Below are 20,612 nucleotides of genomic sequence, written 5' to 3'. Positions count from 1 at the left end.
GAAGGACTTCACAAAACAAAAAAATTAAAAACACCTCATATTTAAGGCGTTTTTAATCAATCGTATAGTCTATTAATTTTCGATAATCTAAAATATGTATTTCTTTGCGATTATACGTTATAACTCCTTCTTTTTTGAGTCGGTTAATTACGCGATTGACAGTCTCTCTAGAAACACCAATCATACTAGCTAGATCGGTATTCGTAATCGGTAATTCTAACAAAATTTCATTATCACTTTTTTGCTCACCCAGCTCATTTACAAATTGAGCTAACATCACTACAAGTCGGTGAAAAACATCTTGAGTTTGAATCGACTGTAGGCGCTCCTGTAATGCTAATAATTTTTTTCCGATTACCTTCATAACCTTGATCGCCATGTTAGGCTTTTCAATTAATAACATTTCAAAGTCCTCAATTGGAACCGATAATAATTGGACATCCGTTATCGTGACCGCGGCTGCAGGATACGGGGTGTCATCAAAGAACCCTACATGCGGAAACATCTCATTAGAGTGCAGAACATTGACGACTTGTTCTTTTCCATCTGAACTAACTTTATATACTTTTATTAAACCTGATAAAATAAAATATACCGCTTTTCTCGGTTCACTTTGACGAAAAAGAACCTCGTCTGGTTTGTATGTTTTTTCGATCGATATGTCTTTCAACCGATTTAATTCATCCTCTGTTAAATCCTTAAAAATGGGAAATTGTCTAAAAAAATCGTCTGAATGAAACAATTGGGCTTCCTCCTAATTCAGCTCTTCATTTTCTTTAATTTAATTAGCCAATCTAGTCGTGTCGGTAAACTCCATTGATAAATCATAGATAGCATGCGCAAGCTTACGATACCGATGATTAATAAGATTAGTTGCCAAGTCGATTCAGCAATTCCAAAGCCAACCGTCATAGCACCTAACACTGCCCACATCGCATAAATCTCTTGATGTAATATAAGCGGTTTACGTCCCGCTAATAAATCGCGTATCATACCGCCACCTGTACCAGTTAATACACCGCCAACAATGACGGCACTCATGGGGTATCCTGCCATTACAGCAAATAGTGCCCCCTGAACAGCAAAGGAAGCTAGACCAATCGCATCAAAGAATACCCCCCAAAGCTTTTTAAAACCTAACACCCAATGAAAGGGAATGAAAAATAACAAAGTCATTGTAATAAAGGCAATCGTAAAAAGCATATGTTGATTCCATATATCTGAAATTGGTAATCCAAGTAAAACATTTCGAATCGTCCCACCACCAAATGCGGTCACAAATCCTAATAAATAAACGCCAAATATATCATATTCTTCTTCTAATGCTACGATGGCACCACTAATCGCAAAGGCCATTGTCCCTATGATATTTAATATTTCCCATGTCATCGCTACACCCCCTACTATACATCACAATAAGTTTATCAAAATAATGATTAGATGTAACTAAAGTCTTTCCATTTCCAAATTAATTTCGGAATTTCTCCAATAAATTATTGTATATTCCAATATATTAAATTTCCACAAAAAGAAAGCCCGCCAATAGGCGAGCTATTATTATTTTATTTTTCCTGATTTTTTTATTTTTTATGCATAAATTAATATATTCACGCATATCATAGTTAGTTGCACAAAATGAAAATGCTCCCCAAATGAGGAGCATTTTAATTAATCTAAAATTCGATTGTTTTCATCAACATCTCTAATCTGGCTTGGTTCACGGTTTTCATAATCCGAAACGAAACCGTCACCACCGCATACGGTACACGTATAGTGCCATTCTTCGTCATCCATTAAAAGGCCGCTACCTTCACAAGCCTTACATTTATATTCTTGAGAGCCCATTTAAACCCCACTTTCTTGTTTGTTTTTAATCCAATTGATGATGCCACCTGCCAATATTATGTCCAGATGTCTATCCGTTAAACTGTGTTTAACTTTTATCTTTTCATCCTTATCTTTAATACCCACTTCAAATTCGTTGCTATTCGGGAGATTATCGCGAACATTTTCAAATTGTAAAATGTCACCAGACTCCAGTTTATCAAGATCATCTTCATTCACAAATGTTAATGGTAAAACACCGAAGTTAATCAGGTTCTGTAAATGAATACGTGCGAAGTCTTTAACGAGTACCACTTTTAACCCTAGGTGTCTTGGAGCCAATGCGGCATGTTCACGGCTTGAGCCTTGCCCATAGTTAAAACCCGCTACGACCGCGTGACCACCATCATCCTTTTGCTTCATTGCACGTTCGTAATAAGTGTCATCGACGATTTCAAATGTAAAGGTACTGATTCGCTGTAAATTACTACGGTAAGGTAAGACGCGCGAACCACCAGCTAAGATTTCATCCGTTGAAATATTGTCGCCCATTTTTAATAAAATCGGTACTTCGAAATTATTCTCAATTGGTGCCAATTTCGGAATCGATTTGATGTTTGGCCCTTTATCTAATTCAGCATTAATACCTTCAGATTCAGGAATCGGTTCCTCTAGCATGCCTTCTTCTTTTTCAAAATCAACTTTCGGTTCCTTAATATCAGGGTAATCCATTTCTAACGTTCTCGGATCTGTAATGACACCAGTTAGGGCTGATGCTGCTGCTGTCTCCGGGCTACATAAAAATACACTATCCTCTTTTGTTCCTGAACGTCCTGGGAAGTTACGTGGTGTCGTACGCAAACTATTTCGACCAGAAGCAGGTGCCTGCCCCATACCGATACAACCGTTACAACCGGCCTGGTGTAAACGGGCTCCCGAACTTAATAAGCTAGCGATATGGCCATTATCAACAAGCTGCGTTAAGATCTGACGTGATGACGGATTAATATCAAACGATAGCCCTTGCGCAATACTTTTACCTTTTACAATTTCGGCTGCAATCGCAAAATCGCGATACCCTGGGTTAGCGGAAGACCCGATGTATGATTGGTAAATAGACTCACCTGCTAGCTCGCTTACTGGAACAACATTGCCTGGACTTGACGGTTTAGCAATTAACGGTTCTAATGACGATAAATCAATTTCATCATGAAGATCGTATTCCGCACCATTATCAGCCGTTAATTCAACCCAGTCTTCTTCACGGTCTTGAGTTTTCAAAAAGCGCTTAATCTCATTATCAGAAGGGAAAACTGTAGCCGTAGCACCTAACTCAGCTCCCATATTAGCAATAACATGGCGGTCCATTGCTGTGAGATTCTTCAAACCTGGACCGTAAAACTCGAGAATTTTACCGACTCCTCCCTTAACATCATGACGGCGAAGCATTTCTAAAATAACATCTTTCGCACTGACCCAATCAGGTAATTCTCCTGTTACTTTAACACCCCAAATTTGCGGCATCTTAACATAAAAAGGTTCACCTGCAATAGCCATCGCGACATCAATTCCACCTGCACCCATCGCAAGCATCCCCATACAACCATTAGCACAAGTATGACTATCAGAACCAAGTAACGTTTTACCTGGCTTAGCTAGCTTTTGCATTTGAACAGGGTGACTAACGCCATTTCCCGGGCGGCTAAAATATAAGCCAAATCGCTTAGCTGCACTTCTTAAAAACAAGTGATCATCCGGGTTACGGTGGTCATCCTGAATTAAGTTATGGTCGACGTACTGAGCCGAAGCCTCGGTTTTGGCTTGATCAACCCCCATTGCTTCCAGTTCGAGCATGACCATTGTTCCAGTCGCATCTTGGCACAAAGTTTGATCAATTTTTAGACCAATTTCCGTACCAGGATCCATCTCACCAGAAACTAAATGCTCTTTAATTAATTTCTGCGCTAAATTTAATTTCACCAATAAAAACCCCTTTCTAAAATTTCCGTACATATCCACGTTTAAAAACGTTTCTATGTAAAAACTTCCCCAAAAACCCACTTAATAAAACCTATGCAATAGTTATATCAATGGTTATTTTGTACAAATACTTAAAAATTACACTTATTTGTAGTGAGATAGTACGATTTTGGATAAAATAGTTTACGAACACATGTTCGTATTTTATAATGTGGACAAACCCTAAACTCGGAGGAATATTTTGGAGGTGCTACAACATGGATGGATATGGGTACATTTTAATCTTGTTTGCATTTGGGTCATTTATTGTTACCTTAATTTCTTTAATTGTTCAAATTATTATTGCGATCACGAAGAAAAAGTAATGTTGTTCAGATGAATATTATGGTTTAAAATCATTATTAAAATCCGGAAATTTTCGGGAGTTTGAGTCATGAAAAATTTAGAGCATGAACGAATTGCCATTAATGCGATTAACTATATGAAAAACAATCTTGGCCAATCTCTTACAACTGAAGACATAGCGAGACACGTTGGTTATAGCCACTACCATTTTGTGCGGATTTTCAAAAAGGAGACAGGTATCTCACCTAGACACTTTCTGTCCGCTTTAAGAATCGAAGCAAGTAAGCAGAAGCTTTTTGATTCTAAACGTTCCATCTTAAATGCTTTACTTCAAGTTGGCTATAAAAGCATTGGGACATTCAGTTCAAAATTTAAACAGTTCGTAGGGGTATCACCAAAAACATTTCAAACCGAACTAAAACAATTATCCTCTAAGATGCTTCATACAAACAGCGAGCGTACGACAAAACTTAAAAAAAATGATACCCCTACACTCATGTGTACAGTTCAAGCACCTAAAGCATTTAAAGGCTGGATCTTTATCGGCTTATTCCCTCGACCAATCCCAGATCAAAAACCTATCATCGGAACAGCGCTTCATAAGAAAAGGATTTGTACTTTTTCAAACGTGCCTACGGGAACCTATTATGTTTTAGCCGCTTCAATCAAGCGAAGTCTAAATCCCAGGGACTATCTGTTACTTGATCATGCTTTGCGAGGGAAAGCTGTTAAACCCATTCACATCACAGAAAACACCACCCGCCACGTAACAATTCATTTAAGAGAGCCATCACCATTAGACCCACCCATCTTAATCAATTTACCAAACTTACTTTTTGAAAAAAGCAAACGAGAAGAAATAAATTAAGGAAGGTTATGGTAATCTTATATAAAAAGGAGGAATCTTATGCTTGATCAAGTATGTGTTATGACGATAAGAGTTAAAAACTTAAAGGAATCTGTCCATTTTTACACTGAAGTATTAGGTTTTGAGCTATCTCAACAATATGGGGAAAGTATTGTGAGTTTGAAACATCCAAATATACCACTTATTTTAGAGGAGCATAAGGATCTAGATGTCCAATCACAGAATAATATTGTACTAGCTATCAAATCGGAAAATCTTGTAGAAGATATTGAGCAATTAAAAACAAATGGGGTTCATTTTGCTTTTCAAAATCCGGAACCATGCCCACCTGGGTTGTATAACGTTTTTAAAGATCCTTCAGGAAACCAAATTGAACTAATAGAATTTTCAAAAGTGAGGTAGAAAGAAATGACCATTTCACATCGAACATATGTTAAACGTGATCCTGAAGACGTTTATCAAACTTTGACATCTGCGGATGCATGGAATACGTGGTTTACGGATGAAACCAGTATAAATATTAATGAATTTGGTACTGGACAAATTCAATTTGTATGGAAGGATTTTGGTGTAGAACAAACTGATTTTAAAGACGGCGGAGAAATTATTGAGGCAATTCCCCATAAATCCTTTATTTTTCAGTGGACCCTGGTGATTCTGTTACAACAGTCAGCTTTCAGTTGAAACCCTTTCGAAATGGTACGCTCATCGAACTTCATGAGACAGGTTATTCCAATTCAAAGGCTGATCAAGAGGCATGTATCGATTGCGCCACTGGTTGGGGTGAAGCCATGACCTTATTGAAAATATATCTAGAGAGAGGACTAACATTCAAAGATGATTTATAGTAAATTTTTATAAATCCCTGTTGCTGAATCAACAAATCCGTTTTTACTATAAAACTCATGTGCCCACTGGCGCTCTTCGCGAATCCCACTATTTAATGTCACCATGTTAGCGCCACGGTCCCTCCCCACTTTTCGGTTGCCTACGAAAGCTCCTTTACCAATACCTAACCCGCTTAAATGCTGTATCAACGGCCATCGAAATAATCCGGATATATTTATCATCATTTTCATAGCGAAACGCCCAATAAGCTTTTGATCCTTCTCAAAGGTTTCATTGCCTGCACATAAATCATGAATATTTATTAAATGTCTACAAAGTCTATTGTGTAGGTGATTAACTATGATGAGAAATATAATATGCGGACTTATAATCCCTAACATTTTAGGTCTCTGGTTTTTTAAAAAAGATAAAAAACTTCTGATAAAAATAGTTCCGTTTGTATGGGTGATGGCAACCCTGGTTCAGGTTTGGGGAAGTTATCGGAAATATTGGATCTTAAAGCCAAGAATAAGAAAAGGGAAATTTTTATCAACCATGCCTTTCAGTCTTGGATTATATCCTATATTAAGCGTACTCATGATTTATTTTATTAAACATACAAAGGGCTTAAATACCATTTTAATTTTCATTTTTTCTTTTTTCACAACCGTTGCAGAAATATGTGCCCTTTTAATGGGTTGGTTGAAATACGGTAACAATTGGAATATCATCAAAACCTTTTTTTCATATCTCCTGCCCTATTATTCCGTTTATAAATATTATTTTTGGACGGATAACAATGAGGATTCAACTTTGCCATACTCCAATTAGGGGTAATGGCATTTTTTATTTACCAACTCCGATTGAAAACTTACATAAATAGCAGTAAATTAGAATAAGTTGATTAAAAAAGATGGAGGAGTAATCATATGAAGAGGATCGCTGTATTCTGTGGTTCCCGAGATGGGTATGAGCCTAACTACATAGAACAAGCAAAGAAGCTAGGAAATATCATAGCTGAAGAAGGAATAGAACTCGTCTATGGAGGAGCCGTCGTGGGTCTGATGGGAGCCGTTGCGGAAGGTGCATTAGAAAATGACGGTAAAGTTATCGGCATCATTCCAGAAAAATTAAAGTCAATCGAAGTCATGAACAATCAAATCACCCAGCTACACGTTGTGAATAACATGCATGAGCGAAAGGCCATGATGGCTGAGCTATCTAACGCATTTATCGCCTTACCAGGTGGTGCGGGAACGATGGAAGAATGGTTCGAAGCCTTCACATGGGCACAAATTGGCTACCACAATAAACCCTGCGCTTTACTTAATACAAACGGCTACTATACACCGCTTCTGGAACTATTTGACCATATGATTGAGCACGGGTTTGCCGATCCTCACTATAAAGATTTTATTATAATGGAACACGACCCACAGACATTAATCGAAAAAATCATCAACACTTAACTTGCAGGTATTTGATAATCATTTTCCTTTAAATATTGGGTAATTTTAGAACTGATAAAGATGTAACTAATTATAATAAGCCCTGTAAATACCCATCCTGTTACCTGTAAATATATGAGCATTTTGTCATATCCATCAACACCATATTGCATAATTAGCCATGCCTTCAAACTGTTTTGGAAAATGCCACGAAACACAAACAGACCAGTTAAAAGTTGAAACCACTTAAAAAGACCTTTAGCATTAAATAGAGCCTTACTATTTCCACGTGGATGACCCTGTAAGTAGGCAAAATCAACTGCAAAGTATAAAGCGAGTGGTCTTAACAGAATGATAGATAACAAAAATAAGCCCGCTGTCGCATAGCCTAAATACACTTGATTCCAGAGCATATTTTCAGCGCCATTAGACATAACATTTACCGTAGTCGAGACAATTAGTGAGCCGATGATGAAAAGACCGGCAATATTAAATTGTTTTTGTTTTATAAAACGGTAGATGGTATAGATAATTCCAGGAACTGTAGAGAGAAGCATCGCATAATAATCACCAAGTGGGTCCCGACCATAATTCCAAATCAATAACGGTATTCCTACATAAAAAATGAGATCAAGTAAAACAAAATTTTTCATAACTTTTTTCCTTTCATTTTAAAAATCAATATCCAATAGCTGCTTCATCTCATCTAATAGTTGTTGATGTTGATCAACCGTTTGAAGTGGCTTTGAAAGTGAATCCGGCTCATCATGAGAAAAAATAAAGGTGCCATCAGCTAAAACGTTAAATGAATATGGTAGGGGATCACCCGTCATTTTTTCATTTTCAATAAACCCGAACATATAGGCGTTTTGAGATGTCATTTCTTCTATAACCAAATTATTATCTACCTCTTCTACTTTAAGCCCTTCAACCATCGATAAAACTTCTACAATCTTTTGTTGATCCTTGACGATTTTAGTCATGTCATTGGAAGAAGTATTTCCTTCTACTTTTTGAATAATTAATACGTTAAATACAGACTTATCCTCTATTTTTTCTATGACCTTTTCTTGATCCGAACAGGCATTAACTATAATTAACAAACACCCTAAAATTAAAATTTGCTTCTTAATCGTCATCACCCGGTCTTTTGATTTTTAGCTTGTAACAGTTTCAAAAACTTATTTTTTGTCTCAGGATGATATGTAATTTTATCTCCTAGTACTGTTTACCTTGTTACCCATAGACTATTCGGTTAATGGAATTTCTATCATCTCATCAACTTTAACCCCATATAATAGATTTGAAAGTTCTACTGTAATTTCTTCAGACTCCTCCACAAATTCCTTAGGTATAGTAAATCCAACTCTGTTTTCTGATCGTGATGAACTAAAACTGCTAAAGTTATGCCTCTCCCCTGATTCATTTGTTACAGTTAAATAATTATGAGAGTCTTCTGGATAAACGCGAGGCCCACTAAAAAGTAAATAACTTTCCTCATTTAAATTATTAAAACGGAGCGTTACATATAAACCATCTTTTGTATTCTTTACATGAGCCAAACGGATTTCAGTTTGAAAGATTTCATCAATTTGTTCATATTCCTTCATATCATTTGATTCAAGTTCTGTAGTGTCAATTTTAAATGCAAATTGTTCATCGGTTTTTAATTGTACTTCGTAAACCTCTATATGGGCTTTATCTGGCACTTGATCAAAGGCTCCCAAGGACAACCTTAATTCTTGTGTTCCACTTTGATTCAATTCTAAGTTTGGGTAGTGGTATGGATATTGGCCTCTTTCTTTCAAATCCAAGAATATTCCTTGTAATTCGTAATCAGAGTGTGGTTCATAGTGGATGTTTATATAATTATCGTATAAAAAGCTTTCAAAATTCATTAGATTTAAGGTGAATTCATCCCTATTAATTTCCTCATTTACAGTAACATCATAAACATTATTGTTGTTCATCTTCAAAACTATAAGACAAGGCAATCTCTTGATCCTCAGATACATAATGACGCCCCATAAAATTTAACTCAAAATCAAAAGCAAACTCTCCATTTACCTCCTCTAAAGGCTGACCATCTTCATTTTCAACTGGTTGAATTTTAGTTACTCGGAAGATTCGGTCATCAAGCTGAACAGTACCTGGGACACTATTGAATGGGAGCATTAATGAATCACCAAATTCACTGTGATAGACACTTAGAAAAAATGATCCGTCGCCCTTTAAATCTTCCTCATTTAACTTAGTACTATAAATAAAATAAATTCCCTCTGACGTGTACCAGGTCTTGTTAATGGCCATCGTCCGATCAGTTTTTTGAAATTCGATTATTTGCTTGGTTTGATCCACTAGACCATATTGTTCCGCTTTCTCAAGTCCAGGAACCACATCATAAAAATGTTGATCAAGTTCTTCTTGTGAGTTCACTTCCGGCCAATTATGTCTTGGTTCAGGTGTCGAGTCCTCAAATTCTTCCTCATGGCTTTCTTCAGCTTCTTCTGTAGATTCAGTCTCTTGAGGTAGAGTTGCAATTTGAACACCGACAATAAACACTGCTAGAATAATAACGCCAGCCATAAGTTGCTTTCCATATGCTTTATTTTTAAGATTTCGGTTATTCGAAGACTCCTCATCAAAATATGTATCATGATCTTCATCATTTTTAAACATGATCAACCCCCCTAAAAAACCTTATGTCTTCCAAATCCGTCTGACTTTTGTATGGTTCCCAAGTACAATCTCATAAACATCTGGATTCATTAGGCCTTTTCATTCCTCATAGCCATAATCTGGATCAAAATATCTTAAAATTAAGGTCATCAAATTCCCGTGCGTTACTAATAAACTTTTTCGTTTTGATCCTAAATTGATATCATTAATAAGGTTAAAAACCTTTGGGTTGCTTCAAAGCTTGATTCACCGCCAGGTAATTCTTGATGAACATCTTTAAATGACTGTTTAAGATATTCCATCCAATTATATAATTTCTCTTGACTTAATATTCTCTCTTTTAAATGTTGATGTACTAATATATTGAGCCCCTTTTCCTCTGTTGTAGGAATTATGGACTGAATCGCTCGTGTATAAGGGCTTGATATAATTTGGTCGATTTCAACCTCCGTAAAGAAAACTCGTCGATTGACGAGCCTATTAGGCGAAGTCAGAGACGTAGTTGCACTTATGCAGGTAAGTTAAAATTTATACTTTCTTACCTGCAAAAAAAAGCTGCAAGGTCTTGTGCTTGCTGTTGTCCCTGTTCAGTCAATTCCCACTCTGGTGCTTGCCCAGTTGCTTTACAGTGTCTAACGACATATATGACTTTTTCCATTTCATTGAACATCTCCAAAATATTTCTATCGCACTCTTAATTACAATTCGACAATTAATGCCGTATTCCTTTAAAAATAATATAAGCAGGGTATAAAACACCCTACTTAATCATTCATTTTCTTCAATTTTATTCACTTGAAATTTTAATAAATAAATTAATGCAGATTCATCTATCATGTCTTCAACTGAATCGTATCCGGTCTTTAACTGATTTTTTTGTGCACCTTGCCTATAAAAAGCTAACGCGTATTCTTTACCAGCTTCTAAATCCTTTGTTCCCTGAAACAAATAACCACTAGCGGTTGGATAACCTTCTTCAAAGTGATTTTTTAATTTAGTAGTATACGCACCACCTTCCTCTTCATTTCTTTGTTCGTAGAACTTTATCGTGACATTTCCTTGCCCAGATTCTATAATCGCCCATCCAAACGAATCATGTAACATTCGACCTGATACCATCAGACTTTCTTTCTTACTATTTAATAACTTGCCATCTTTATAAACTTCCAACCATAATTCAAATTCTGATTGCTCTGGTTGATGATATGTAACATCAAATTCAAAAACAGGTCCTAGCCCTAACCTATTCATAACTTCTTTTGTTTCAAACTCATCAAGTTGCTCGATTGTAGCAATACCTTCCTCTTCAGCCGAACTACTACAAGCCACCAAAACAATAAAAGAAAAAACTATAAAACATTTAAAATAGTGCACTACTCTTCCTCCAATGATTTTTCTACAGCACTTTGGACATGAATCTCCGTCGTATCAAAAATTGGGACAGATACATCATCTTGCTTAATCAATAAACCAATTTCCGTACAGCCTAGGATAATCCCTTCAGCACCTTGGTCAATTAATTGCTGAATAACGCTCAAATAATAATTCTTCGACTCTGAATTAATCTCTCCTAGAACAAGCTCTGAAAAAATAATATCATTTACACGCTCATGTTCTGGTTCTTCTGGGACTATAACTTCCATATTATGACTTTCGACACGATCCTTATAAAAATCCTGCTCCATCGTATATTTTGTTCCAAGCAGTCCTACCTTTTTTATGTTTTGGCGTTCAATTTCATTAGCTGCTGCATCTGCAATATGCAAAACAGGAATGGTAATACGTTGTTCAATAATTTCTACAACTTTATGCATCGTATTAGTAGCTAAAATGATAAAATCCGCACCAGCTAATTCCAATGACCGAGCAGCATACCAAAGCGAATCCCCAGCCTTCCACCAATCACCTTCAGATTGCCATCTTTCAATATCATAGAAGTCGACACTATATAATATACATTTCGCAGAGTGTAGACCACCTAACTGTTCATTTACTTTTTCGTTTATTAGGCGATAATACGTTGCTGAAGATTCCCAACTCATTCCACCAATGATACCAATTGTTTTCATCATTAATACCTCCATTTTTAGAGACTAAGTCACATAAACAAATTTAGTTAGGCCATAATACTGAACGAAGTAAAATAATTCATGGGAGTATAATATGCAACTTTCACCACAAATATATCATTCACTTGTTAGACCTCGATGGTTTACGCAAAAATACATTCACAACCAAATTAATAAACATTGTAATTTAAAGAATAAATATGTATTGGACTTCGGTGCTGGTACGGGTAAAAATTGCGAGTTATCTACACCAGATTTTTATTTGGGTTTAGACCCTGACGAGAAGCGCATTAACTTCGCTAAAAAGAAATACCATCAATACCAATTTAATATATTAAATAATCATACATTACCCATTCAAGATCAGTCTATTGATGTTATTTTAATTATCGCAGTCTTACACCATATCCCTCAAGATATGATACTTGGTTATTTGAAGGAATTTCGTCGCATTTTAAAAAATCACGACAGCGAGATCATCATTTTGGAACCCTGTTTATTAAATAAAAAATGTTTAAAAAATTGGTTTATGAGAACGTTTGACAAAGGTGATTATCTTCAAAATGAACAGTCCTACCTAAATATGTTCAAAGGTGCTGGATTTCAAACAACAAAGATTAGTCAATTCCCTAAATTCATGTTTTATAATGAGCTTTTGTTTAAAGCTAAATTAAGTAAGTAATTCGACAATTTCCCGGGAAATATCGCACATGGTTACAAGTACAATCAGTTGATTCGACTATTTTTAACATTGGATCATTGTCTTCCAAGTCATAAGAATGTAAATCCGTCACGATTCTTCGCCGTTTGTAATAACTGATATTTTTCCGACACCGAGAATTATGAGAATCCACGCTAATATTTATTTTATCCCAAATAATTAGAATATTACCTATGCATATTATACAATACATCTATTTTTATTTCACTTCTAATGTTATTATGTTATAATGTAATTACATAATAACGAAGGGGTGTGTTTTAATAGTGGAGTACAAAAAAACGCGGAAAATTGTACAAATGGGTAATAGTATGGGGGTAAGTATTCCAAAAGAATTTTTAGATGAACTCAAATTAGATCAAGGGTCTGAGGTAGACATATATTTAAATGATGGGAGTCAACTAGTAATGGAGACAAAACCAAATATTGATCAATATGTTGATTCTGAATTTGTGCGCGAATTAGATAAGACATTACGTGACCATGATCAAGTGTTAAAAAATTTAAAGGATCGATAATAAGTTATGATTTATTTAACAAAGGAAGAAGTTATAACAATCCATATGGTTATCATGAAACGTTATGGAGAAGGGGAACAGTCGGGAATTAAGGATCATCACTTGTTAGAGTCTGCTATTTTTAGACCCCAACAGACTGTTTTTGGTGAGGATGCTTATAAAAGCTTATTTGACAAAGGTGCTGCTTTGTTTGAATCCTTAGTTAAAAATCACAGTTTTTACAATGGGAATAAGCGAACAGCCTTTGTGTGCACTGATATATTTTTAAAGAAAAATGGATACAAGATTAAAAAACAAGACAAAATTAATGAAGATTTTACTGTTTCAATCGCTGATGGCTCGTCGACTTTTGAAGATATCGTTAAATGGCTTCAAAATAATACTGAAGAAAAATAAAAAATGATTGACCCTCACGTTACGTTATAGCTTACAGTTAGTATCGAGGTGATGATCATGTATCAAGTTAAAGAGGTAGCTGAATTGTCTGGAATTAGTGTGCGCACGCTACATCATTATGACAAGATTGGATTATTAAAGCCTTCAAAAGTGGCTAAAAATGGCTACCGTTATTATGATGATGATAATTTAGCACAGTTACAACACATTCTTTTTTTTAAGGAGCTCGATTTTTCCTTAAAACAAATAAAAGACATTATGACGGATAATGACTTTGATGAAAGAGACACCTTAATGAAACATCGAGAACTTTTAGAAAAGAAAATTCATCGCCTTGAAAAACTGATTAAAACCATTGATGAAACATTTGCATCAATGAAGGAGGGTGGATCCATGAATCAGAAAAAGATGTTTGAAAACTTCAGTATGGAGGACATAGAAAATCACAAAACTAAATATGCTAAAGAAACGAAAGAAAAGTACGGTCATACCGATGCCTATAAGCAATCTCAGCAACGTACGGCCAACTATACAGAAGAAGATTGGAAATCAATTTCAGAACAATCACATGAGATATATAACCGTTTAGCTTCATTAATGAACCATAGTCCTGAGGAAGATGAAGTTCAAAAAGCGATTGGCCAATGGTATCAACTCATCAATGATAATTTCTACGAGTGTTCGCCAGAGATGTTCAGTGGTTTAGGTGACATGTATGTAAATGACCCCCGATTTACGAAAAATATTAATCAATATGGTGAGGGTTTAGCACAATTTATGCGTGATGCCATGCATATCTTCAGCAATAATATGGCCAATAAATAAAAAATGATCATTAACACATACTAACCATAACCCCTTGTTAAAGAGGTGATAGTATGGGTAAAGATGAACACAAACGCCGTAAAGGCAAAAACGTCATGGCACAAACACCTAAAAATCAAAAGTTAAGTGCTCGTGATGTGGAATTTTCACAGGAATTAGCAGATTCCGAAGATTTAGAGGCACAGGCAAGAGCCAGAGCAGCGGATACAAGGGTAAAAAATCAAAAGAGATAAATCTTATCAAAGGAACTCTGGAGAATTCCAGGGTTCCTTTGATAAATAAAAAACACACAGTACCTAAAAACACAGCGTGCTAATGCCTTAGTTACTCGTTAGCTTGAAATTTAAAATACTCGACGTTGTGATGACAATATTCCTTGAGGAGGGAGTCTTCTCGCCGGGAATGATAAAATATATATTAAAAATAGAAGCACTACTTATCAAAAGACCCACAAGCATTGTTATGTCTGCCGTCTTTTGATGAGTGGTACTTTTTTAATGGATACCGAGTTTCATTAACCAACTTTAAACTTAAGATTTAACAGGTAAAAAAATTACAAACTTTAGCGATTGCTCCTAATTACTCTAGTCCCGGCAACAAAATCATGAACCGCCTTTTTGTCATCACGGATCGCAACCATTAATATACTAACAATAAGTAATATCCCAAAAGTAATAACATAAGCTATACCCGCAACTAAATTACGCATCAGCATCGTGCCAATCCCTAATTTATCACCATTCTCTTTCACAATCCGCACCCCCATAATATACTTTCCTACAACATATCCGCTCCATACAACTGGTACAATAACACCATACAAAAACATAATAAGATCAATCGCAGCTTCAGCTGGTGCTCCCTCACCCATAAACAAAAGGACAACGGCTGAAACAGGTAGACCAACTATAATAGCATCTATTATTAATGCCAATAAGCGACGCCAAAACCCTCCCGGATCTTCTTCATCAATATCAAATATGTAATCTGACTCCTCGTACATAAAAACACCCCTTCTTCAATTATAATATCATTTTATTAATACTTGCTGGAATTATCTAAAAATATTAACTTTAATCACAAAAAAATGACCCCGAAAAAAACGGGATCATACGGTGATTGTTATATTTGCTGTTTTTTCAATCTCAATGAGTTTGATACGACTGAGACGGAGCTAAACGCCATCGCTGCACCTGCTAACCATGGCGCAAGGAATCCTAAAGCAGCAACAGGAATTCCGGCACTGTTATAGAAAAGCGCCCAGAATAAGTTTTGTTTAATGTTGCGCATCGTAGTCTTACTCAATTTAATCGCCTGTGCAATGTTTGATAAATCGCCACCGACTAATGTAACATCAGCTGATTCAATCGCAACATCCGTACCGGTTCCGATTGCCATACCGATATCAGCAGTTGCTAATGCAGGCGCATCATTAATGCCATCACCCACCATGGCGACTTTTTTACCTGCTTCTTGAAGTTCTTTTACTTTACCTGCCTTATGTTCTGGCAGTACTTCTGCAAAGACATTCGTTTCAGGAATGCCGACTTCTCTTGCGACGGCCTTTGCTGTACGGGTATTATCACCCGTCATCATATAAACATCTATACCAATAGCTTGAAGTTCTTTAATCGCTTGTTGTGAAGTTGGTTTAACGGTATCCGCAATTCCAACGGCAAATCGTAATTCCCCATCAATTGCTGCCAATATAGCTGTTTGACCTTCTCGTTCAAATTCTTGAAGTTTTTCTTCTGCTAACTTAGTGTTAATACCTTTTTCAGTCAGTAATTTACGTGAGCCTACTAATACGTTATGACTTTCTACCCTTGCTTCAATACCGTGTCCTGAAACAGCTTCGAATGAATTAGGATCTTGAACTGTCATATCATTCTCCGTTGTATAGGCCATGATGGCATTAGCCAAAGGATGTTCAGAACGCTTTTCAGCAGCAGCGACTAATCGAAAGTCCTCTTCAGCACCTGATACTGTCACAACGTTCGTAACGCGGGGTTTCCCTTCTGTAATGGTACCTGTTTTATCTAATAATACAGCTTCAATGGCTTGTGTGCCTTCTAAATATTCCCCGCCTTTAAATAGAATACCATGTTCAGCTCCACGACCAGAGCCTACCATAATTGAAGTTGGTGTCGCTAAACCTAAAGCACATGGACACGCAATAACTAATACAGCAATGGATGCTTCAAGTGCTGATGACCAGATGCCTGGGTCAACGATAAAGAACCACGTCGCAAAAGTGACGACTGCAATTCCGACAACAATCGGGACGAAAATACCTGAAATTTTATCGGCCATACGTTGAATCGGTGCTTTGGATCCTTGAGCTTCTTCGACGATTTTAATAATCCCTGCTAGCGCAGTATCCTTACCAACTTTTTTCGCGGTCATTGTAATCGTACCGTTTTTATTAATCGTCGAACCAATGACAGCATCATCTTCTGCCTTATCAACTGGGATCGACTCACCCGTAATCATCGATTCATCAATCGAGGTAGAACCTTCTATGACCTCACCATCTACTGGAATTTTTTCACCAGGCTTAACAATGATATGATCGCCAACTTGAACCTGCTCAACGGGAATTCGTTCTTCTTGTCCATCCCTTAAAATGGTTGCTTCCTTAGCTTGTAATTTCAACAGATTTGTAATAGCTGTCGTTGTACGACCTTTAGCAAGTGCTTCAAAATATTTACCTAAAATAATTAATGTAATTAAAATCGCACTCGTTTCAAAATATAAGTCTGGACTGTCAACTATGCCTTGGTGCCACATAAGCGTTTGAACGACACTGTAGAAGTACGCAGCGGAAGTTCCAAGTGCTACGAGCACATCCATGTTGGCACTTTTATTCGTTAACGCACGATATGCACCGGTATAAAACGGCCAACCGATATAAAATTGAACGATCGTAGCCAATATGAACTGTATCCAGGGATTCGCAATAAATGCCGGAACAGTCAGTCCTATGTCAAATGGCATATGACCAATCATGGTTAATAAAAGTGGTGCTGATAAGATGGCAGAAAATATAAATTTATTTCGTTTATTTTGAATTTCTTTTTCCTTATGTGATTGTTGTTCCTGGTCATCTTGTCTAACAAATGCTTCGTAACCTAACTTTTTGACCTTCTCTAAAACATCTTCAATGGATACGATACCAGGGGTATATTCAATTGTGCCTGACTCAGTTGCTAAATTGACATTAGCTTGAGAAATCCCTTCCATACGGGAGAGCCCTTTTTCAATACGAGTCGAACATGCCGCACATGTCATGCCCCTGATGTCGAGTTCTACTTTCTCTTCTTGTACGCCATACCCTAATTTATTGATACGTTCAACGATATCATTCACAGACGTTTGATCTTCATCATAGGTGACAGACGCTTTTTCCATCGACAAGTTAACGTTCGCATCCACACCATCCATTTTAGTTAAAGCTTTTTCAATTCTGGTTGAACAAGCCGAACACGTCATGCCTGTTACATCTAATTGGGTCTGTTTTCGTTCCTTTTCCTCGGTACTCATCTATCTCTCTCCTTTCCCGACTTATTTAGAATACTGATTAATCACTTTCATAAGTTCATCCATATACTCTTCCCCATTACCTTCTTTTACCGCGTTCGTCACACACATCTTGGCGTGACGTTCTAACATTTGATAGCCTACTTTATCCAAAGCGGCCTTAACAGCTGATATTTGAACTAGGACGTCAACACAGTACCGATCTTCTTCAATCATTTTTTGAAGACCGCGAACTTGACCTTCTATACGCTTCAATCGGTTTGAAACACGTTCCTTTTCCGAATTTGTTCGCGGAACAACCGGTTCATCTTGATTAACAACCTTCACATCTTTATCATTCATTTCTATCACCTCTCACGTTATATACTATACCCCCCTAATGTATTTTGTCAAATATATATGTCTATTTTTAATTTCAGATTGGGAATCTACGTATATCATAATAAATCCCCGCTCCTTATGAACGGGGATTATAATTATGCCACAACATCGTAGCCTTGTTCATCGATTGCTTCTTTCATTTGGTCAACTGTAACTTTGGCTTCATCGTACTTAACGTCTACCTTTCCTTCACCTAGATTAACGTTAACTTCTGAGATGCCATCTAATTCGTTTAACGCACCTTCAACAGAAGATACACAGTGACCACAAGACATACCTTGAACTTGTAAAGTTAGGTCTTTCATATAAAATCCCCTTTCTTTTATGTTTCGACTAAAATATATCATACCCCCGAAAGGTATTCAAATGACTTGCTCAAAAATCCTATATATTTTGTTTATCAATATAAGCTTTTCTTCCATATACCCCCTAAAATATTTAGCATACTATGAAGGTATTAACGTATATTTTAATATGAATAGCTACAAGGAGGTCGCCCATGGGCATTACGCTATATTCTGTCGCCATTTTAATCCTTAATTTACTTGTTGTAACTTTTTTTATACATCCAACAGGAAAACAAATGGAATCGATGCTGACCACGATGGTCTTAACCTCTTCGTTCGGACTAGCTATAGGATTTATCGTGTGGTACCCATTTAGTGAAAAACCTATGGTAGCCACTCTTTTAGCTATTGGCATAGGTATGCTAAATGGCATATTGATTGGAACAAAATTTGGAATCAAATGTCAAGTTGAGGGATTTTTCTCTGGTTTGATGGCCTCGATGATGGGTGTCATGCTCATTATGATGTTTGACATCTATGAAGTGCATTTCTTAATCATGATGGCTCTAGCTTTTTTAACCGGGATCACGATATTCTCAGTGGCTAAACATTACGATTTAAATTATAAACTTTTATTCATAACATGTGTGATAGTGGCATTCATTTTTATTAGCTTTCCAGAAAATCAGCAAGAATATCCAACTCATCATCATAACCTAGATTTACGAATGACTGTAAATTATATACAATATCATTAAATGGACAAAGGGGGATCATTAAAATGGCTAGCTTTAGTTTAATTGGAATTGTCGTAACGTTACTTCCTATTATCGCAATCATTTTAGCTTTACTGTGGCTTTTGCAAATTAGAGATTACAACGAGAAACAAACGGTGCAGAATAAACAAATCATCCAATTGCTTGAGGAATTGAGAAATAAATAATATACATTAAGAAAGCGCAGGGAGTGTGGTACCCTGTAAGTAGTTCAGTTTTGGAGTACAAAAATGTAATTTGTACCCATAATTGAACTACTTTTATCATATGGAGTTGTAGGCTAAAATGTAAGTCTTTTTGCAATCCAAATTGTATAACTAATTGAGAGAATTTTAGGATAATTAACTTATATATGGGTAATAAGAATGAAACGTTATAGATAAATTTACGTCTAATTTATGAAAGGGGTTGATTTGTATTGATTAAAAAGAAATATTTATATTTTATAATGCTAATGATGTTCTTATTTCTTATATCGGGGTGCTCAAATACAGCAAATGAAGAACCCCCTGAAGCTATAGTAAAAATAAATAATAACGAAGTTGAAACAATTAAAGGAACTTATACTTAGGAAGTTGATGGACTCTTTTCAGATGGTAAGGTTATTGCTGATGGATTGGCACCTTACCAAATGCCGGCTGAATTTAATATGAAAACAGAAATTGTTAGACCAAATGCAGCTGCAATAATTGAGTTTGATGATGGTTCTAAGCCTAAATTAAGTGGGTATTTATGGGAAGATGAAAGTCATGGTTCAGAATTATCATCAAAACAAAATAAGATAACTTTGCCCTCAGAGAAAGGTAAACATATCATTGAAATTCCAGCTGAATGGGCGAAAGGGGAAGCTTCTTATACATTTGTTGTAGAAGTACAATAATAGAAAAAATAATTTATATATTTCGCTAACTGGGGCGTTAGTTTAATAAGACTGAGCATTTTCCAATAAGGGAATTGCTCTTTTTTATTGTCGGAATTGCATTAGTTTTTGCACGTGATTTTGCAGTTCTTCAATAATTATTGTGGCTTTGCGAATTGGGTTGCATTTTCCTGTGTAAACAACTACTCAAAATACAAACGAACATTGATATAGCAATGAAAAATTAGCATCAAATTGCTATGCAATT

Annotated in this window: 31 protein-coding genes; 15 read left to right on the top strand and 16 right to left on the bottom strand. The window is 36.2% G+C overall.

All coding sequences use genetic code 11. The features are described 5' to 3' along the window. Positions 1–52: 52 nt before the first annotated feature. The 4 genes from BLP77_RS08140 to BLP77_RS08130 all read right to left on the bottom strand — a co-directional run bounded on the left by BLP77_RS08140 (position 53) and on the right by BLP77_RS08130 (position 3,804). Positions 53–742, bottom strand: a complete 690-nt coding sequence (locus tag BLP77_RS08140) for a Crp/Fnr family transcriptional regulator (protein WP_093856628.1) — start codon at positions 740–742, stop codon at positions 53–55. A 17-nt stretch (positions 743–759) separates the two neighbouring features. After that, positions 760–1,389: a trimeric intracellular cation channel family protein gene (locus tag BLP77_RS08135; RefSeq protein ID WP_093856627.1), complete on the bottom strand. Its 630-nt coding sequence runs from the start codon at positions 1,387–1,389 to the stop codon at positions 760–762. Between the two features lie 279 nt (positions 1,390–1,668). Continuing rightward, on the bottom strand, positions 1,669–1,845 hold the full coding sequence (locus tag BLP77_RS15825) for a hypothetical protein (RefSeq protein ID WP_176753008.1): 177 nt from the start codon (positions 1,843–1,845) through the stop codon (positions 1,669–1,671). Next, a complete protein-coding gene (locus BLP77_RS08130; protein WP_093856626.1) occupies positions 1,846–3,804 on the bottom strand; it encodes an aconitate hydratase in 1,959 nt (652 codons plus the stop codon). 257 nt (positions 3,805–4,061) lie between these two features. On the opposite strand from BLP77_RS08130, the gene BLP77_RS16025 reads away from it, so the two are divergent. The 5 genes from BLP77_RS16025 to BLP77_RS16260 all read left to right on the top strand — a co-directional run bounded on the left by BLP77_RS16025 (position 4,062) and on the right by BLP77_RS16260 (position 5,865). Further along, the gene (locus tag BLP77_RS16025; RefSeq protein ID WP_222591097.1) at positions 4,062–4,169 is read left to right on the top strand and encodes a putative holin-like toxin; all 108 of its coding nucleotides are present in this window, start codon (positions 4,062–4,064) and stop codon (positions 4,167–4,169) included. Between the two features lie 68 nt (positions 4,170–4,237). After that, entirely contained in the window at positions 4,238–5,017 is a 780-nt protein-coding gene (locus BLP77_RS08125) for a helix-turn-helix transcriptional regulator (protein ID WP_093856625.1), read from the top strand. A gap of 39 nt (positions 5,018–5,056) precedes the next feature. Continuing rightward, complete coding sequence (locus tag BLP77_RS08120) at positions 5,057–5,419, top strand: VOC family protein (protein ID WP_093856624.1); 363 nt, start codon at positions 5,057–5,059, stop codon at positions 5,417–5,419. Between the two features lie 6 nt (positions 5,420–5,425). Then, positions 5,426–5,701 carry an SRPBCC family protein gene (locus BLP77_RS08115; RefSeq protein WP_093856623.1) on the top strand — a complete coding sequence of 92 codons (276 nt, stop codon included), beginning with the start codon at positions 5,426–5,428 and terminating at the stop codon, positions 5,699–5,701. Beyond that, on the top strand, positions 5,659–5,865 hold the full coding sequence (locus tag BLP77_RS16260; RefSeq protein ID WP_425427837.1) for an SRPBCC family protein: 207 nt from the start codon (positions 5,659–5,661) through the stop codon (positions 5,863–5,865). The genes BLP77_RS08115 and BLP77_RS16260 overlap by 43 nt, the downstream gene beginning before the upstream one ends. Here the strand turns inward: BLP77_RS16260 and BLP77_RS08110 are convergent. Next, positions 5,860–6,096 (bottom strand): hypothetical protein, encoded by a 237-nt coding sequence (locus BLP77_RS08110; protein WP_093856622.1) that lies wholly within the window; start codon positions 6,094–6,096, stop codon positions 5,860–5,862. The two genes, BLP77_RS16260 and BLP77_RS08110, sit on opposite strands and share 6 nt — an antisense overlap. Before the next feature lie 112 nt (positions 6,097–6,208). Between BLP77_RS08110 and BLP77_RS08105 the strand changes: the two genes are divergently transcribed. Both BLP77_RS08105 and BLP77_RS08100 read left to right on the top strand, forming a co-directional pair. Beyond that, positions 6,209–6,676, top strand: a complete 468-nt coding sequence (locus BLP77_RS08105; protein WP_143001415.1) for a CBO0543 family protein — start codon at positions 6,209–6,211, stop codon at positions 6,674–6,676. Between the two features lie 98 nt (positions 6,677–6,774). Further along, positions 6,775–7,314 (top strand): LOG family protein, encoded by a 540-nt coding sequence (locus BLP77_RS08100; protein WP_093856620.1) that lies wholly within the window; start codon positions 6,775–6,777, stop codon positions 7,312–7,314. Here the strand turns inward: BLP77_RS08100 and BLP77_RS08095 are convergent. From BLP77_RS08095 to BLP77_RS08070, 7 genes are all read right to left on the bottom strand, one after another. Then, positions 7,311–7,946 carry a VC0807 family protein gene (locus BLP77_RS08095; protein ID WP_093856619.1) on the bottom strand — a complete coding sequence of 212 codons (636 nt, stop codon included), beginning with the start codon at positions 7,944–7,946 and terminating at the stop codon, positions 7,311–7,313. The genes BLP77_RS08100 and BLP77_RS08095 overlap by 4 nt on opposite strands. A gap of 18 nt (positions 7,947–7,964) precedes the next feature. Then, positions 7,965–8,432: a hypothetical protein gene (locus tag BLP77_RS08090; RefSeq protein ID WP_093856618.1), complete on the bottom strand. Its 468-nt coding sequence runs from the start codon at positions 8,430–8,432 to the stop codon at positions 7,965–7,967. Positions 8,433–8,540: 108 nt separating this feature from the next. Further along, positions 8,541–9,263, bottom strand: coding sequence for a hypothetical protein (locus tag BLP77_RS08085; RefSeq protein ID WP_093856617.1), 723 nt, complete (start codon positions 9,261–9,263; stop codon positions 8,541–8,543). After that, positions 9,250–9,972: a hypothetical protein gene (locus BLP77_RS08080; protein WP_093856616.1), complete on the bottom strand. Its 723-nt coding sequence runs from the start codon at positions 9,970–9,972 to the stop codon at positions 9,250–9,252. The genes BLP77_RS08085 and BLP77_RS08080 overlap by 14 nt, the downstream gene beginning before the upstream one ends. A 191-nt stretch (positions 9,973–10,163) precedes the next feature. Then, on the bottom strand, positions 10,164–10,367 hold the full coding sequence (locus tag BLP77_RS16020; protein ID WP_245686837.1) for a hypothetical protein: 204 nt from the start codon (positions 10,365–10,367) through the stop codon (positions 10,164–10,166). A 373-nt stretch (positions 10,368–10,740) separates the two neighbouring features. Further along, complete coding sequence (locus BLP77_RS08075) at positions 10,741–11,346, bottom strand: hypothetical protein (protein WP_093856615.1); 606 nt, start codon at positions 11,344–11,346, stop codon at positions 10,741–10,743. Next, entirely contained in the window at positions 11,346–12,041 is a 696-nt protein-coding gene (locus BLP77_RS08070; protein ID WP_093856614.1) for an aspartate/glutamate racemase family protein, read from the bottom strand. The genes BLP77_RS08075 and BLP77_RS08070 overlap by 1 nt, the downstream gene beginning before the upstream one ends. 94 nt (positions 12,042–12,135) lie before the next feature. Between BLP77_RS08070 and BLP77_RS08065 the strand changes: the two genes are divergently transcribed. The 5 genes from BLP77_RS08065 to BLP77_RS08045 all read left to right on the top strand — a co-directional run bounded on the left by BLP77_RS08065 (position 12,136) and on the right by BLP77_RS08045 (position 14,734). Further along, positions 12,136–12,723, top strand: a complete 588-nt coding sequence (locus BLP77_RS08065) for a class I SAM-dependent methyltransferase (RefSeq protein ID WP_093856613.1) — start codon at positions 12,136–12,138, stop codon at positions 12,721–12,723. Between the two features lie 305 nt (positions 12,724–13,028). Further along, positions 13,029–13,280, top strand: a complete 252-nt coding sequence (locus BLP77_RS08060; protein ID WP_093856612.1) for an AbrB/MazE/SpoVT family DNA-binding domain-containing protein — start codon at positions 13,029–13,031, stop codon at positions 13,278–13,280. 6 nt (positions 13,281–13,286) lie between these two features. Continuing rightward, positions 13,287–13,676, top strand: a complete 390-nt coding sequence (locus BLP77_RS08055; RefSeq protein WP_093856611.1) for a type II toxin-antitoxin system death-on-curing family toxin — start codon at positions 13,287–13,289, stop codon at positions 13,674–13,676. Positions 13,677–13,733: 57 nt separating this feature from the next. Next, positions 13,734–14,501 carry a MerR family transcriptional regulator gene (locus BLP77_RS08050; protein WP_218118850.1) on the top strand — a complete coding sequence of 256 codons (768 nt, stop codon included), beginning with the start codon at positions 13,734–13,736 and terminating at the stop codon, positions 14,499–14,501. 53 nt (positions 14,502–14,554) lie between these two features. After that, positions 14,555–14,734, top strand: a complete 180-nt coding sequence (locus tag BLP77_RS08045; protein ID WP_093856610.1) for a YfhD family protein — start codon at positions 14,555–14,557, stop codon at positions 14,732–14,734. Positions 14,735–15,063: 329 nt separating this feature from the next. Here the strand turns inward: BLP77_RS08045 and BLP77_RS08040 are convergent, their stop codons facing one another. The 4 genes from BLP77_RS08040 to copZ all read right to left on the bottom strand — a co-directional run bounded on the left by BLP77_RS08040 (position 15,064) and on the right by copZ (position 18,727). Beyond that, positions 15,064–15,504: an RDD family protein gene (locus BLP77_RS08040; protein ID WP_245686831.1), complete on the bottom strand. Its 441-nt coding sequence runs from the start codon at positions 15,502–15,504 to the stop codon at positions 15,064–15,066. Between the two features lie 119 nt (positions 15,505–15,623). Then, the gene (locus BLP77_RS08035) at positions 15,624–18,044 is read right to left on the bottom strand and encodes a heavy metal translocating P-type ATPase (protein ID WP_093856609.1); all 2,421 of its coding nucleotides are present in this window, start codon (positions 18,042–18,044) and stop codon (positions 15,624–15,626) included. Between the two features lie 21 nt (positions 18,045–18,065). Next, positions 18,066–18,383 (bottom strand): metal-sensitive transcriptional regulator, encoded by a 318-nt coding sequence (locus tag BLP77_RS08030; protein WP_093856608.1) that lies wholly within the window; start codon positions 18,381–18,383, stop codon positions 18,066–18,068. Between the two features lie 134 nt (positions 18,384–18,517). Next, positions 18,518–18,727, bottom strand: a complete 210-nt coding sequence (gene copZ / locus BLP77_RS08025; RefSeq protein ID WP_093856607.1) for a copper chaperone CopZ — start codon at positions 18,725–18,727, stop codon at positions 18,518–18,520. 194 nt (positions 18,728–18,921) lie between these two features. Here copZ and BLP77_RS08020 point away from each other — a divergent pair, with 194 nt between their 5' ends. The 3 genes from BLP77_RS08020 to BLP77_RS08015 all read left to right on the top strand — a co-directional run bounded on the left by BLP77_RS08020 (position 18,922) and on the right by BLP77_RS08015 (position 20,365). Beyond that, a complete protein-coding gene (locus BLP77_RS08020; RefSeq protein WP_093856606.1) occupies positions 18,922–19,467 on the top strand; it encodes a hypothetical protein in 546 nt (181 codons plus the stop codon). Positions 19,468–19,490: 23 nt separating this feature from the next. Then, positions 19,491–19,652, top strand: a complete 162-nt coding sequence (locus tag BLP77_RS15820) for a hypothetical protein (protein ID WP_176753006.1) — start codon at positions 19,491–19,493, stop codon at positions 19,650–19,652. 482 nt (positions 19,653–20,134) lie between these two features. Further along, positions 20,135–20,365 (top strand): hypothetical protein, encoded by a 231-nt coding sequence (locus BLP77_RS08015; RefSeq protein WP_143001412.1) that lies wholly within the window; start codon positions 20,135–20,137, stop codon positions 20,363–20,365. Positions 20,366–20,612: the final 247 nt, after the last annotated feature.

It is taken from the genome of Tenuibacillus multivorans, from assembly GCF_900103915.1.
Classification (GTDB): domain Bacteria; phylum Bacillota; class Bacilli; order Bacillales; family Alkalibacillaceae; genus Tenuibacillus; species Tenuibacillus multivorans.
Note: the sequence above shows the minus strand (reverse complement) of the source record. Positions and strands in the feature narration are given on the sequence as shown.

Excerpts from the sequence above, each read along its gene's own strand:
- BLP77_RS08135 (WP_093856627.1), bottom strand. The coding sequence starts at position 1,389 with ATGACATGGGAAATATTAAATATCATAGGGACAATGGCCTTTGCGATT.
- BLP77_RS15825 (WP_176753008.1), bottom strand. The coding sequence starts at position 1,845 with ATGGGCTCTCAAGAATATAAATGTAAGGCTTGTGAAGGTAGCGGCCTT.
- BLP77_RS16025 (WP_222591097.1), top strand. The coding sequence starts at position 4,062 with ATGGATGGATATGGGTACATTTTAATCTTGTTTGCATTTGGGTCATTT.
- BLP77_RS08125 (WP_093856625.1), top strand. The coding sequence starts at position 4,238 with ATGAAAAATTTAGAGCATGAACGAATTGCCATTAATGCGATTAACTAT.
- BLP77_RS08120 (WP_093856624.1), top strand. The coding sequence starts at position 5,057 with ATGCTTGATCAAGTATGTGTTATGACGATAAGAGTTAAAAACTTAAAG.
- BLP77_RS08115 (WP_093856623.1), top strand. The coding sequence starts at position 5,426 with ATGACCATTTCACATCGAACATATGTTAAACGTGATCCTGAAGACGTT.
- BLP77_RS08110 (WP_093856622.1), bottom strand. The coding sequence starts at position 6,096 with ATGAAAATGATGATAAATATATCCGGATTATTTCGATGGCCGTTGATA.
- BLP77_RS08105 (WP_143001415.1), top strand. The coding sequence starts at position 6,209 with ATGAGAAATATAATATGCGGACTTATAATCCCTAACATTTTAGGTCTC.
- BLP77_RS08100 (WP_093856620.1), top strand. The coding sequence starts at position 6,775 with ATGAAGAGGATCGCTGTATTCTGTGGTTCCCGAGATGGGTATGAGCCT.
- BLP77_RS08095 (WP_093856619.1), bottom strand. The coding sequence starts at position 7,946 with ATGAAAAATTTTGTTTTACTTGATCTCATTTTTTATGTAGGAATACCG.
- BLP77_RS08090 (WP_093856618.1), bottom strand. The coding sequence starts at position 8,432 with ATGACGATTAAGAAGCAAATTTTAATTTTAGGGTGTTTGTTAATTATA.
- BLP77_RS08085 (WP_093856617.1), bottom strand. The coding sequence starts at position 9,263 with ATGAACAACAATAATGTTTATGATGTTACTGTAAATGAGGAAATTAAT.
- BLP77_RS08080 (WP_093856616.1), bottom strand. The coding sequence starts at position 9,972 with ATGTTTAAAAATGATGAAGATCATGATACATATTTTGATGAGGAGTCT.
- BLP77_RS08070 (WP_093856614.1), bottom strand. The coding sequence starts at position 12,041 with ATGAAAACAATTGGTATCATTGGTGGAATGAGTTGGGAATCTTCAGCA.
- BLP77_RS08065 (WP_093856613.1), top strand. The coding sequence starts at position 12,136 with ATGCAACTTTCACCACAAATATATCATTCACTTGTTAGACCTCGATGG.
- BLP77_RS08055 (WP_093856611.1), top strand. The coding sequence starts at position 13,287 with ATGATTTATTTAACAAAGGAAGAAGTTATAACAATCCATATGGTTATC.
- BLP77_RS08050 (WP_218118850.1), top strand. The coding sequence starts at position 13,734 with ATGTATCAAGTTAAAGAGGTAGCTGAATTGTCTGGAATTAGTGTGCGC.
- BLP77_RS08045 (WP_093856610.1), top strand. The coding sequence starts at position 14,555 with ATGGGTAAAGATGAACACAAACGCCGTAAAGGCAAAAACGTCATGGCA.
- BLP77_RS08040 (WP_245686831.1), bottom strand. The coding sequence starts at position 15,504 with ATGTACGAGGAGTCAGATTACATATTTGATATTGATGAAGAAGATCCG.
- BLP77_RS08035 (WP_093856609.1), bottom strand. The coding sequence starts at position 18,044 with ATGAGTACCGAGGAAAAGGAACGAAAACAGACCCAATTAGATGTAACA.
- BLP77_RS08030 (WP_093856608.1), bottom strand. The coding sequence starts at position 18,383 with ATGAATGATAAAGATGTGAAGGTTGTTAATCAAGATGAACCGGTTGTT.
- copZ (WP_093856607.1), bottom strand. The coding sequence starts at position 18,727 with ATGAAAGACCTAACTTTACAAGTTCAAGGTATGTCTTGTGGTCACTGT.
- BLP77_RS08020 (WP_093856606.1), top strand. The coding sequence starts at position 18,922 with ATGGGCATTACGCTATATTCTGTCGCCATTTTAATCCTTAATTTACTT.
- BLP77_RS15820 (WP_176753006.1), top strand. The coding sequence starts at position 19,491 with ATGGCTAGCTTTAGTTTAATTGGAATTGTCGTAACGTTACTTCCTATT.
- BLP77_RS08015 (WP_143001412.1), top strand. The coding sequence starts at position 20,135 with ATGAAAACAGAAATTGTTAGACCAAATGCAGCTGCAATAATTGAGTTT.